This window comes from Pseudomonas sp. 8AS, assembly GCF_902506505.1.
GTDB lineage: Bacteria > Pseudomonadota > Gammaproteobacteria > Pseudomonadales > Pseudomonadaceae > Aquipseudomonas.
In genome coordinates, this window is record NZ_LR733406.1 from 3,143,767 (window position 1) to 3,156,174 (window position 12,408).

The 12,408-nt window shown below is 68.4% G+C and carries 14 protein-coding genes; 8 read left to right on the top strand and 6 right to left on the bottom strand.

Features of this window, described 5'->3' with window-relative positions:
* Positions 1–36: 36 nt before the first annotated feature.
* Genes GV001_RS14645 through GV001_RS14655 form a run of 3 tightly spaced genes read right to left on the bottom strand, consistent with a single transcriptional unit; the run spans position 37 to position 2,685 of the window.
* Positions 37–1,812, bottom strand: a complete 1,776-nt coding sequence (locus GV001_RS14645; RefSeq protein ID WP_160081088.1) for an ABC transporter transmembrane domain-containing protein — start codon at positions 1,810–1,812, stop codon at positions 37–39.
* 32 nt (positions 1,813–1,844) lie between these two features.
* Complete coding sequence (locus tag GV001_RS14650; RefSeq protein ID WP_160081090.1) at positions 1,845–2,246, bottom strand: DoxX-like family protein; 402 nt, start codon at positions 2,244–2,246, stop codon at positions 1,845–1,847.
* Positions 2,239–2,685: a thiol-disulfide oxidoreductase DCC family protein gene (locus tag GV001_RS14655; RefSeq protein ID WP_160081092.1), complete on the bottom strand. Its 447-nt coding sequence runs from the start codon at positions 2,683–2,685 to the stop codon at positions 2,239–2,241. The genes GV001_RS14650 and GV001_RS14655 overlap by 8 nt, the downstream gene beginning before the upstream one ends.
* Positions 2,686–2,828: 143 nt before the next feature.
* On the opposite strand from GV001_RS14655, the gene GV001_RS14660 reads away from it, so the two are divergent.
* Positions 2,829–3,428, top strand: a complete 600-nt coding sequence (locus tag GV001_RS14660; protein WP_160081094.1) for a hypothetical protein — start codon at positions 2,829–2,831, stop codon at positions 3,426–3,428.
* 17 nt (positions 3,429–3,445) lie between these two features.
* Here the strand turns inward: GV001_RS14660 and GV001_RS14665 are convergent, their stop codons facing one another.
* Together GV001_RS14665 and GV001_RS14670 are read right to left on the bottom strand one after the other, a co-directional pair.
* Positions 3,446–4,066 (bottom strand): DUF1287 domain-containing protein, encoded by a 621-nt coding sequence (locus tag GV001_RS14665; protein ID WP_160081096.1) that lies wholly within the window; start codon positions 4,064–4,066, stop codon positions 3,446–3,448.
* On the bottom strand, positions 4,067–5,209 hold the full coding sequence (locus GV001_RS14670) for an ATP-NAD kinase family protein (protein WP_160081098.1): 1,143 nt from the start codon (positions 5,207–5,209) through the stop codon (positions 4,067–4,069).
* Positions 5,210–5,425: 216 nt separating this feature from the next.
* On the opposite strand from GV001_RS14670, the gene GV001_RS20025 reads away from it, so the two are divergent.
* Positions 5,426–5,602, top strand: a complete 177-nt coding sequence (locus tag GV001_RS20025; RefSeq protein WP_178091829.1) for a PA1571 family protein — start codon at positions 5,426–5,428, stop codon at positions 5,600–5,602.
* Between the two features lie 65 nt (positions 5,603–5,667).
* Here GV001_RS20025 and pdxB read toward each other — a convergent pair whose 3' ends face one another.
* Entirely contained in the window at positions 5,668–6,798 is a 1,131-nt protein-coding gene (gene pdxB / locus GV001_RS14675) for a 4-phosphoerythronate dehydrogenase PdxB (protein WP_160081100.1), read from the bottom strand.
* 142 nt (positions 6,799–6,940) lie between these two features.
* Here pdxB and amrB point away from each other — a divergent pair, with 142 nt between their 5' ends.
* The 6 genes from amrB to GV001_RS14705 all read left to right on the top strand — a co-directional run bounded on the left by amrB (position 6,941) and on the right by GV001_RS14705 (position 12,405).
* Positions 6,941–8,299, top strand: coding sequence for an AmmeMemoRadiSam system protein B (gene amrB, locus GV001_RS14680; RefSeq protein WP_160081102.1), 1,359 nt, complete (start codon positions 6,941–6,943; stop codon positions 8,297–8,299).
* Positions 8,292–9,380 carry an AmmeMemoRadiSam system radical SAM enzyme gene (gene amrS, locus GV001_RS14685; RefSeq protein ID WP_160081104.1) on the top strand — a complete coding sequence of 363 codons (1,089 nt, stop codon included), beginning with the start codon at positions 8,292–8,294 and terminating at the stop codon, positions 9,378–9,380. Before amrB ends, amrS begins: the two co-directional genes overlap by 8 nt.
* 150 nt (positions 9,381–9,530) lie before the next feature.
* Positions 9,531–10,088, top strand: a complete 558-nt coding sequence (locus GV001_RS14690; protein ID WP_160081106.1) for a PQQ-dependent catabolism-associated CXXCW motif protein — start codon at positions 9,531–9,533, stop codon at positions 10,086–10,088.
* A 69-nt stretch (positions 10,089–10,157) separates the two neighbouring features.
* Positions 10,158–10,820, top strand: a complete 663-nt coding sequence (locus GV001_RS14695; protein ID WP_160081108.1) for a response regulator transcription factor — start codon at positions 10,158–10,160, stop codon at positions 10,818–10,820.
* Positions 10,820–11,656 (top strand): DMT family transporter, encoded by an 837-nt coding sequence (locus GV001_RS14700; protein ID WP_160081110.1) that lies wholly within the window; start codon positions 10,820–10,822, stop codon positions 11,654–11,656. Before GV001_RS14695 ends, GV001_RS14700 begins: the two co-directional genes overlap by 1 nt.
* Positions 11,657–11,835: 179 nt before the next feature.
* A complete protein-coding gene (locus tag GV001_RS14705) occupies positions 11,836–12,405 on the top strand; it encodes an Sbal_3080 family lipoprotein (RefSeq protein ID WP_160081112.1) in 570 nt (189 codons plus the stop codon).
* Positions 12,406–12,408: the final 3 nt, after the last annotated feature.

A 12,408-nucleotide genomic window follows, 5' to 3' on the forward strand; every position in this document is an offset into this window, starting at 1 on the left:
CGTACGTACCGCATGGCCGTCCGCCCTACGCCTTATTCAGTCCGCGTCATTGCCGTCGCTATTGAATTGCAGCTCGGCCAGCCGTGCGTACAGCGGGCTGCTGGCCACCAGTTCGCTGTGGCTGCCGATGGCCACCAGTTGGCCGTGCTCGATCACCGCGATGCGGTCGGCGTTCTTCACCGTGGCCAGGCGGTGGGCGATCACCAGGGTGGTGCGGCCCTGCATCAGGGTCGGCAGTGCCTGCTGGATCAGATGTTCGCTTTCCGCATCGAGGGCACTGGTGGCCTCGTCCAGCAGCAGGATCGGCGCATCCACCAGCAGCGCGCGGGCAATTGCCAGACGCTGGCGCTGGCCGCCGGACAGGCCCAGGCCGGCATCGCCCAGGTGGGTCTGGTAACCCTGCGGCAGGCGCTGGATGAATTCGTGGGCATGCGCCGCGCGCGCCGCCGCCTCGACCTCGGCCTGGCTGGCCTCGGGCTTGCCGTAGCGCAGGTTGTCTTCCACCGTGCCATAGAACAGCGCCGGGTTCTGCGAGACCAGGGCGAAGCAGCGGCGCAGGTCGGCCGGATCGAGGCGGTCGATGGCCACCCCCTCGACCATAATCCTGCCTTCCTGCGGGTCGAAGAAGCGCAGCAGCAGGTCGAACAGGGTCGACTTGCCGGCCCCCGACGGCCCGACCAGGGCCAGGGTCTCGCCAGCACGCACCTGCAAGCTGATGCCATCCACGGCGAAGTGCCCCGGCCGCGACGGGTAGGCGAAACGCAGCGCCTGCAGCTCCACGGCACCGCTGATGCGTGCCGGCAGGCGTTGCAGGCCCTCGACCGGCGCGGTGATGGCGTTGTCCGTCTGCAGCAGCTCGGCGATGCGCTCGGCGGCGCCGGCGGCGCTCTGCAGCTCGCCGATCACCTCGCTGACCGCGCCGAAGGCCATGCCGACGATCAGGCTGTAGAACACGAAGGCGGCCAGGTCGCCGCCGGAAATCTTCCCGGCGATCACGTCCATGCCGCCGACCCAGAGCATCACCCCGACCGCGCCGAGCACCAGCACGATGACCACGGTGATCAACCAGGCGCGCTGCCGGATGCGCTTGCGCGCCGTATCGAACGCCGCCTCCACCGTCTGGGCGAAGCGGGTCTTGTCCTGGGCCTGGTGGTTGTAGGCCTGCACCGTCTTGATCTGGCCGAGGGTCTCGCCGACATAGCTGCCGACATCGGCCACCCGGTCCTGGGTCTGCCGTGACAGCGCACGCACCCGCCGGCCGAAGATCAGGATCGGCGCCACCACCAGCGGCAGCGCGACTATGACGATGGCGCTGAGCTTGGGGTTGGTGACGAACAGCAGGACGATGCCGCCGAGCATCATGATGATATTGCGCAACGCCATCGACAGCGACGAGCCGATCACCGTCTGCAGCAGGGTGGTGTCGGCGGTCAGCCGCGACTGGATTTCCGAGGCGCGGTTGCTCTCGTAGAAGCCCGGATGCAGGCCGATCAGGTGGTTGAACACGCGCTTGCGGATATCGGCGACGAAGCGCTCGCCGATCCACGACACCAGGTAGAACCGGGTGAAGGTGCCGACCGCCAGGGCCAGCACCAGGGCGAAGAACAGCCCTATCGACTGGTTCAGCGCGTGCTGCGACTGGGTCGCCAGGCCCTGGTCGACCAGCAGGCGGATGCCCTGGCCCATGGACAGGGTGATGGCGGCGGTGAACATCAGCGCCAGCAAGGCGCCGATCACCCGCCAGCGATAAGGCGCGACGAAGCGGGCGGCCATGCGCAGGGCGGTACGCTGGCGGGTGGACAGGAACGGCATGCGGTTCTCGCAGACAGGCCAGCGGCCCGCAATCAGTGGGGTTGAGGCGACCCGGGCAACGGTTTCTCCGCCAACCAGGCCAGCAGGCACAGCGCCAGCCCCGCCACATTGGTCGACAGCGGATTGAAGGCCTGCAACAACAGATGGGGGCTGAACCACGCCACATCAAGCAGCAGCCCGAGCAATACCGCGGCCACCAGCAGCAACGGCCAGCGCCGCCGGCGCTGCAACACCAGCAACAGGCCCAGGGCGATCTCGCCCAGCCCGGCCAGCTGCGCGATCGCCTCGATCGCGCCGAAGCCGTGGGCCTGGATCATCGCCACCTCGTCGGGGCTGAGCCAGAGAATCTTCGGCACCAGGCCGTGCCAGACGAACATCAGCGCCAGCGCCACGCGGGCCAGCAGGGCGATCTGCTGCAGGCGCGGCTCAATCATGCAAGAAGCGCCGCGCGTGGTCAGCCGACGGCAGCAGGCAGCTGTCGTAGCGCCCGAACAGGCGATAGCGGTTCAGCGCGATGCGGTCGTAACCCCAGTCGCGCAACGGCCGTGGGATCAGGCGCAACCCGGCCAGCAGGCCCCAGGGTGCGGGCAACTGGGCGAGGATGCGCAGCAGCGCCGTGGAGCGGACAAACAGCTCGGCGCCCTCGACGTAGGCCATGGTGTCGAAATGTTCGGTTGGCAGGCCGAACCAGCGCAGGATCGCCTGGCCTTCGGCCGACTGCACCGAACACAGGCGAAAGCGCCGCTCGCGGTCATGGCGAATGAGGAACTTCGCCCAGCCGTTGCACAACGTGCAGACGCCGTCGAACAGCACCACCCGCTCGGCGGGCTGGATATGGGGTGGAAGCGACAGCGCGGTAGACAATGGCGGCATCCTTTCACGAGTGTGCGCCGGCCCATCCTCTGACATCCGCAAGGATTTGCCTAGTGAAGCGCGAAGCCGTTCAGCGTCGGGTTCGTACCCAGTGACTACAATCGCCGCCGCATGGACTCAATCAACACACAGGGAATACAGGGATGTATCGATTCAAAACGGATGCCTTCGACAGCCGCAAACTCGGCGCCATCATTGCCGACCTGCAATGCCACGGCCTCGAAGTAGAGCCCCGCTGGGCCGACAACAACCAGCCCTGCGCGCCCGGCCAGGCCAACAAGCTGCTGCTGTTCATCGACAGCCGGGAGTTCTTCTGCCAGGAAGACAAGCGTGTCCGCGTCGACCCGCAGAGCTTCACCGAGGAGCAGCAGGCGTTCATCATCCAGACGCTCGCCACCCACGGGCTGATCCAGCCGCCGGACTACTCGGCAGGCGCTATCTGCCTGATTTTCTACGCCCTCATTCAGGTGCTGGTGCTGTCACGCCTGCTGGAAATGGGAACCGCCTGGCTGCTCGGCATTGAGCTGTGCAACGTCCTGCTGCTGGCCGGGCATGCCCTGTACTTCAGCCTGCGCAAAGCCGACAGCGAGATCCCGGCCTGGCTGCCCCTGTGGCTGATGCTGCCGGCGCTGATCCTGCTGGCCCCCGCCTCCCTGCTCAACCTGCCGCTGCTCAACGCACACCAGCGTGCGCGGGCTTACGCCCGCGTCCCCCAGCCGGCGCTGCTGCCGACAGGCGCCTGAGCGCCCCACGCAGCGGACTACGGTCGGGCAAAGCGGTAATGCCCGGTCACCTTGAAGGCGAACAGGATGTCCTCTTCCCGGGTGCCGCGGCCGATGTTGTGCAGGATCAGCGGTACGCCCTGGGCGCTGCGGCGGTCGGAGACGATGCCGATATGGCTCAGGCCGTTGCCCAGGTCCCAGGTCACCACATCGCCGCCCTGGTAGGCCGATGCCGCCTCGCTGGGCGGCCGGGCCAGGCCCTGGCGGCGCAGCCAGGTCATCAGGTTGGGCACCCGGCGGTGGTCGATATTGCGGTCCGGGCGCTTCAGCCCCCAGCTCTGCGGATAGGTGGAGAAATGCGCGCGCATGTCCTCGTGCACCGCCTGCTGCAGGTCCAGGCCCTGTGCGCGCAGGGCGCGGATCAGCACATCGGTGCATACCCCGGTGCTCAACGGCACATCGCCGCCGGGATAGTCGAGGCGGCGATAGACCGGGTCGTAGCCCAGGGTCACGCCGACCTGCTGGCGTGCCGCGCTGACCAGCTGCTCCGCCTGGATCGGCTGCGCCCAGGCCGGCAGCGCCAGGCACAGGCACAGACAGACCAGAACGGCGCGGCGCAACGCCCGATAGTGCTCAGGCCATGGGCAACCCTGACGCATTTAATCCTCCTGTAGCCGTTGGTCCGCCCAGCCCACGGGGTAGAGCAGCTCTTCCTTGTAGCCTGCCCACACTCTTACCGCGTCGGGAAAGGCCTCGTCCAGCTCTGGATCGCCGCTGTCCACCAGCAGCGGGCGGCCCGCTAGGGTGCCGAGCTTGCGCTTGGTGGCGATCACCCGCAGGTGGTCGAGGCCGATGGCGCGCAGCACCCGCGGGCTGATCTGCTGGTTGCCGCGGCCGATGATGTGGCCCTGGCCGCCGATGGCGGTGACCAGCAGGCGTGCAGGATGACCGTCGACCAGCTCGAACAACTGCGCCTCGGTCACGTCGCGGGCCAGCACCGCGCCGTTCTCGATCACGTCGACGCCGAGCAGGGTGGTCTGCAGGCCGAGGTTCTGCGCCAGGCCGTGCAGGGTCGAGCCGGGGCCGAAGACGTAGCGCACACCCTGCTCCCAGCTTTCCTGCAGCCAGTCGGCCAGGTCGACCAGCACCAGTTCCTCGGACTCCACGCCGGCCTGCTTGACGTGCTGCATGAAGCTGCCTTCCACCGGCACCCTCAGCTCGCCGTACCAGCGTGCGCTGACCTTGCCGTCGCGCAGCGCAGCTTCGTCGAGATCGCGCACTTCGCCGCTGGCCAGGCGCACCAGGCCGCCCTCGACCAGGCGCCGGGCCAGTTCGCCGGCGGCGCGCGGGCTGATGGCGTAGACCCCGGAATGGATCTTCACCCCGGCCGGGATGCCCAGCACCGGCTGCTCCTCGCGCACCGTGGCGCAGATGTCGCGGGCGGTGCCGTCGCCGCCGGCGAACAGGATCAGCGCACAACCGGCATCCTGCAGGGCCTGCACGGCACGTCGGGTATCGGCGGCACTGGTCGGGCCGGCATCCAGATCGCCCAGCACGCGATGGGCATAACCCAGTTCAGCCAGCAGATCGGCGCCCATCGGCCCGGGAAAGCAGAGGAACTGCAGGCGCCCGGACACCGGCCGCAGGCATTCCATGGCAATCCGCGTACGTTCGGCGGCGCGTGGCTCGGCGCCGCGGGCCAGGGCCTCGGCGACCACCCCGTCGCTGCCCTTGAGCGCGGCAGTTCCCCCCAGGCCGGCCAGGGGGTTGATGATCAAGCCGATGTGAAAGGTGCTGCTCATGCAGGCTCCTGCTATCACTACCTATAAAGTCGAATGGGCGCAGCGCAGCGTTTGTTCGACACTGCGAGGACCATCGGCGCCGACGCACCCGGGACGGACAAGCCCGCCGGGCCTGCTACGCCCGCGCTGCCGTCGCATTCCCGGCGCGCGGGCTGTCACCGCGCCTTCACATAGTCGCCCTAGACTGCGCGCATTCAGCTGAAGAGGAGACCCGCCATGAGTTTGAAAGACAGCAGTGCCAACCGTCAGCGCGTCGCCACGCTGAAACCGCAACAGACCGTGGGCGGCGCCTTCATCGATGCCCAGGGCCGCGAAGTACCGATCACCGAAGGCATGATCCAGCGCGCCTGCCGCGAACTGGAGCAGAACTGGTTCGCCAGCAAACAGGCCTGAAGCTTTCCCCCTCTTGCCCTCTGGGCCATCCCACCCGGGCCATCCGCCCGGGTTTTTCTTGCCCGTCAAATCGGCCGGGCGCCCAGCGCCGCCACCAGTTGCTGCAGGGCCGGCGCCTCGCCCTGCACGGCGACCCGCAACCCGTCGATCTCGCGGCGATAGGGGTAGTGCTTGCGCAGGGCATCGAAGGCCGCCTTGCGCTGCGCTGCGTCGCCGACCAGCGAACGACGGAAATCCGCATCGTCGCGGCGCGGGTCGTACACCGCCCGGCACAGGGTGGCCAGCGCCCAGTCGGGCGCGGCGCCGGCATCCAGGCGCAACTCGCCGAGCCAGGCCGGCGGCAGCAGATCGCCCAGCTGCACCTGCTCGGCCAGGCCGTTGGCGGCGCAGTAGGCCTGGTAGATCTGCGCGGTGCCGCGCAGCTTGCCGTCCAGGCTGTAGCCGGCGATATGCGGGGTGGCGATCCGGCACAGCGCGGCCAGTTCGGGGTCGACCTGCGGCTCGCCTTCCCACACATCCAGCGCCACCTGCAGATCCGCGCCGCCTAGCAGATGCTGGCGCAGCGCCTGGTTGTCCACTACCGCGCCGCGGCTGGCGTTGATCAGCCAGCTGCCGGCGCGCAGCCGTTGCAGCTCGCCGGCACCGAACAGGTGGCGGGTGCCGGCATCCAGCGGGGTGTGCAGGCTGATCACGTCGCAGTCTCGCAGGATGCTGTCCAGGTCGACGAAATCGCCGCCCTCGGCCGCCTGCCGCGGCGGATCGCAGACCCGCACATCCCAGCCCAGGCCACGCAGCACCTCGACCAGGCGCGCACCGACCTGGCCGGCGCCGACCACGCCATAGCAGCGCTCGGCCAGCGGCTTGCCGCTCTGCTCGGTCAGCGTCAGCAGGCAGCCCAGCACATAGTCGACCACGCCGCGAGCGTTGCAGCCGGGGGCGCTGGACCAGGCGATGCCGGCCTCGCGCAAGTACTCGAGGTCGAGGTGATCGGTGCCGATGGTGCAGGTGCCGACGAAACGCACCCGGCTGCCCTGCAGCAAGGCACGATCGACGCGGGTCACCGAGCGCACCAGGAGCACCTCGGCATCGCCGAGTACGCCGCGGTCGATGCCGCGGCCGGGGTGGCGGCTGATCGGGCCAAACCCGCCGAAGAACTCGTCGAGCAGGGGAATGTTTTCGTCGGCAAGGATGCGCATGGGGAACTCCGGCAGTCAGGCCGCCATTCTACGGAAGCGCCGCTGCGCTTGTCCCGCTCGCGCCATTGGTCAAATTTTAACCAGACGCCCTTGCACTTCTCCCCCGCGGCCCTATCTAAGCCCTGAGGAAGAGGATTTCGCCATGCCCAGTATCCGCCCAGCCGCCGTCGCCGGCCTGTTCTATCCGTCTGCCCCGCAGCAACTGCGCCGCGAGGTACAGGCCCTGCTGGCCGCCGCCGCGCCGAGCGGCGACACGCCAGCGCCCAAGGCGCTGATCGTGCCGCACGCCGGCTACCCCTATTCCGGCCCGGTGGCCGCCCAGGCCTATGCGCGCCTGCCGGCGCTGGCCGGGCGCATCCGCCGGGTGGTACTGCTGGGGCCGACGCACCGGGTGGCGGTACGCGGCCTGGCCCTGCCCTCGACGCAGGCCTTCGCCACCCCGCTGGGCCGGGTCGTGCTGGATCTTCCGGGCATGGCAGCCCTCGCCGGGCTGCCGCAGGTCTGTGTCAGCGACGCGGCCCATGCCCTGGAACACTCCCTGGAAGTACAGCTGCCCTTCCTGCAGGAGACACTGGGCGACTTCCAGCTGCTGCCGCTGGCCGTGGGTGATGCCAGCACCGCCGAGGTGGCCGAGGTGCTGGAGCGCCTGTGGGGTGGTGACGAGACCCTGATCCTGATCAGTTCCGACCTCTCGCACTACCTGCCCTATGCCCAGGCCAGGCAGACCGACGAGGCCACGGTGCGCCAGATGCTCGCCGAGCAACCGGGCCTGGACCACGCCCAGGCCTGCGGCGCCACGCCGGTCAACGGCCTGCTCAGCTGCGCGGCTCGGCACGGGTTGCGCGCCGAACTGCTCGACCTGCGCAACTCCGGGGACACCGCCGGCGACACGTCGCGGGTCGTCGGCTACGCGGCCATCGCCTTCTACGCCACGGCGCCGGCCAAGACGGAAGATGCCCGCGGCGAGACGCTGCTGCAGGTGGCCCGCGATGCGATTTCCCGCCATCTGGGCGGCCCCGGCCATGGCCATGCCGAACGCGCCTGGCTGCGCCAGCCGGGCGCCACCTTCGTCACCCTGACCCAGCAGGGCCAGTTGCGCGGCTGCATCGGCAGCCTGGAGGCGCACCGGCCGCTGATCGACGACGTGCGCGCCAATGCCGTGGCCGCAGCCAGCAGCGACTGGCGTTTCCCCGCGCTGCAACGCGCCGAGCTGGACAGCACGCGCATCGAGGTGTCGCTGCTCTCGGCCATCGAGGAATTGGCCGTCGACAGCGAACAGCAGCTGCTGGAATGCCTGCGCCCGGGCCGGGACGGCCTGCTCCTGGAATTCCGCCAGGCCCGTGGCACCTTCCTGCCACAGGTCTGGGAGCAATTGCCCACGCCAGCCGACTTCCTCGCCCAGCTCAAGCGCAAGGCCGGCCTGCCCGCCGACTTCTGGCACGCGGAGATCCGCCTGGGGCGCTACGGCGTCAGCAAGTGGCGGGAGGCCAAGCATGAGTGAGCCGACCAGACACTACCCCGGGCGCTGGTGGCACCCGCTGGCCGACGGCCGCATTCAGTGCGACCTCTGCCCGCGCGACTGCAAGCTGCGCGACGGCCAGCGCGGCGCCTGCTTCGTGCGCATGCGCGAAGGCGAGCAGATGGTGCTGACCACCTACGGCCGCTCCTCCGGCTTCTGCATCGACCCGATCGAAAAGAAGCCGCTCAACCACTTCCACCCCGGCACCTCGGTGCTGTCCTTCGGCACGGCCGGCTGCAACCTGGCCTGCAAGTTCTGCCAGAACTGGGACATCAGCAAGTCCCGCGACATGGACCGCCTGATGGACCAGGCCAGCCCCGAGCAGATCGCCCTGGCCGCGCTGAGCGCGGGCTGCGCCAGCGCGGCCTTCACCTACAACGACCCGGTGATCTTCGCCGAATACGCCATCGACACGGCCCTGGCCTGCCGCGCGCACGGCGTCCACCCGGTGGCGGTGACCGCCGGCTACATCCATGCCGACGCGCGGCGCGAGTTCTATGCAGTGATGGATGCGGCCAACGTCGACCTCAAGGCCTTCACCGAGGATTTCTACTTCAAGCTCACCGGCGCGCACCTGCAGCCGGTGCTGGACACCCTGGTCTACCTGCGCCACGAAACCGAGGTGTGGACCGAGATCACCACCCTGCTGATCCCCGGCCACAACGACTCGACTGCCGAGATCGAGGCGCTGTGCCGCTGGATCTACCGCGAACTGGGGCCGGACGTGCCGCTGCATTTCACCGCCTTCCACCCCGACTTCAAGCTGCGCGACATTCCGCCGACGCCGCCGGGGACCCTCAGCCGGGCGCGGCAGATCGCCTGCGACCAGGGCCTGCACTACGCCTACACCGGCAACGTGCACGACACCGCCGGCGGCACCACCTTCTGCCCGGGCTGCGCCAAGCCGCTGATCGTGCGCGACTGGTACCGCATCCTCGACTACCAGGTGACCGAATCCGGGCACTGCCCGCACTGCCACACCGCCATCGCCGGGCGCTTCGGCCAGTACGCCGGCTCGTTCGGGCAGCGGCGGATTCCCGTGCGCCTGAGCGAGGCGCCCTGAGCCGTGGCGCGCATGCGCTAAACACGACTCAACCAAGCCCGCCCGCAGCAAACCAGTACTTTGGTAGCGGTTTTCCTGTCCAACGTAGCATTCCCAGACACCGGCCCGTATGGCTCTAATGGCTTAATAAAATCGACCCGGGAGCCAGCCATGCGGAAGTCGATCACCCGCTCCATGCACCACCTGGTGCTTGTCCTTTGCCTGCTGCCCGGCCTCGCCGCGGCGGCCGAACCGACGCTGTTCACTGCCGACGGCTACCGCCAGACGCAGTACCGCAGCCCCACGCCCGCACACGCCGAGGGCGCCACCACCCTCGACACCGCCGCCCTGCAGCGCCTGCTGCGCGAGCAGCCGCAGACCGCGCTGGTCGACGTGTTCCGCGCGCAGTGGCTGAACCAGCGCTTCATCGCCGACCAGCCGCCGCACGCCAACCTGCCCGGCAGCCTGTGGCTGGCCAACACCGGCGACGGCCAGCTGGCGCCGCTGTGGCAGAACTACTTCGAGCAGCACCTGGCGCGCCTCGACCGGCAGCACCCGGGGCGCGCCCTGGTGTTCTACTGCAAATCCGACTGCTGGCTGTCGTGGAACGCGGTCAAACGCGCCCACGCACTGGGCTATAAACCACTCTACTGGTACCGTGACGGTATCGACGCCTGGCAACAGGCCAGCTTGCCGCTGCAACCCGCCGAGCCCGCGCCACTGCCCTGAAACCACTGCCAGCGTTCTGCCGACTGCACCTTGCGACTGCTTCACCCTATAAAAAGAGGGCTAAAGGCCATGTACAAGATCCTGATTGCGGATGACCACCCGCTGTTCCGCGAAGCCATCCACAACGTCATCCGCGATGGCTTCCCGGATAGCGAGATCATGGAAACCGCCGACCTCGACAGCGCCCTGGAACTGACCCAGGTGCACGACGACCTCGACCTGATCCTGCTCGACCTGAACATGCCCGGCATGCACGGCCTGGGCGGCCTGATCAACCTGCGCAACGAGGCGCCGACCATCCCGGTGGTGATCGTCTCGGCCGAGCAGGACAAGCAGATCGTGCTGCAGGCCATCACCTACGGCGCGGTCGGCTTCATCACCAAGTCCTCGCCGCGCGCGCAGATGACCGACGCCATCGAGCAGATCCTCAACGGCAACGTCTACCTGCCCTCGGACATCATCCGCACGCAGAAGAGCAGCACCCGCCGCGCCCACAGCGAGCCGAGCATCCCGCCGGAACTGCTGCAGGCGCTGACCCGCAAGCAGCTGCTGGTGCTGGAACGGATGACCAAGGGCGAGTCGAACAAGCAGATCGCCTACAACCTCGACATCGCCGAAACCACGGTCAAGGCCCACGTCTCGGCAATCCTGCGCAAGCTCAACGTACACAACCGGGTGCAGGCCATCCTCAGCGCCGGTGACATCGACTTCGCCGCCTACCTGCGCCGCTGATGCTGCGCGTCGCCCTGCTCACGGCGCTGGCCATGCTGGCCTTCGCCGGCAACTCGCTGCTGTGCCGCGCCGCCCTGCGCGACAGCGGCATCGATGCCAGCAGCTTCACCGCCCTGCGCCTGGGTTCCGGCGCGTTGGTGCTGTGCCTGCTGGTGCTGCTGCGCGGCCGGGGCCGCCTGCAGGGTGACTGGCGCTCGGCGCTGGCGCTGTTCGGCTACGCCGCCGGCTTCTCCTTCGCCTACCTCGAGCTGGATGCCGGCAGCGGCGCGCTGCTGCTGTTCGGCGCGGTGCAGGCCAGCATGCTCGGCTACGGCTGGTTGCGCGGCGAACGCCTGCGGCCGCTGCAGGGCCTCGGCCTGGCCAGCGCCGTCGGCGGTCTGCTGCTGTTGCTGCTGCCCGGCGCCAGCGCCCCGCCGCTGCACGCCGCCTTGCTGATGCTGCTGGCCGGCATTGCCTGGGCCTTCTACTCGCTGCTCGGGCGCGGCAACCGCGACCCGCTGGCGGCGACCGCCGGCAACTTCCTGCGCAGCCTGCCGGCGCTGCTGCCGCTGGCACTGCTGTACCGCCAGCAATTGCACTGGGACAACCTCGGCGCCCTCTATGCGGTGCTATCCGGCGCCCTCGCCTCGGGCATCGGCTACGCCATCTGGTACGCCGCCCTGCCCCACCTGCGCGCCCTGCAGGCGGCCAGCGTGCAGCTCAGCGTACCGATCATCGCCGCGGTCGCCGGCAGCCTGCTGCTCGGTGAACAGCTCAGCCTGCGCTTGATGATCGCATCGGTGGCGGTGCTCGGCGGGATTGCCTTGATCCTGTTGGTCAAGGCCCAGAAAAGCTGAGCAACTGGCCAGGCCGGGATGCTGGCATTATGCTTTCCCGGCCTGCGCACAGGCGGCTCTGTCAGACCCGCCGGATGCCCCGTGCGATAAGTCTTGCCCCCAAGACAGGGCACCTGCCCGAGCCAAAGCCGTGCCATTGCCTTTGTTCGGATCGAAGAAGTACCAGCATGGAGCTGACAATGCGTATCGCCGTTGCCTTAATGTCCCTCGCCCTGCTCACGGGCTGCAGCATCAAACAGACCGTCACCCCGGCCAGCATCGCGCCGCCGCCTAGCAATGAAATCTGCATGATCCCGGCAGAGGGATTGCGCGACGGTTTCCACACTACCTACAGCAAGCTGCTGGTGGATAAGGGGTTCAGCGTGCGCAAACTCAGCTCCAGCGCCAGCCCGTCCAGCTGCTCGCTGGCCACCACCTACGTCGGCAACTGGGCCTGGGACCTGGCGCTGTACATGGTCTATGCCGACATCAAGGTCTACCAGGACGGCCGCCAGGTCGGCCATGCCAACTACGACGCCAAGTGGGGTGGCGGGCGTCCAGACAAGTTCATCGATGCCGAGAACAAGATCACCGAACTGGTGGAAAAACTCTTCCCCAATGGTGCTCCAGCCAAGGCCGCCACAGTTGCGACAAGCTCGGACAGCCCTTCCGCCGCCAGCAAGGAAGAGCGCCTGCAGCAGCTGATGAACGACAGCGACCTCAGCTACGAGGAATACATGCGCAAGCGCAAGGCAATCATCGCCGAGTAAACA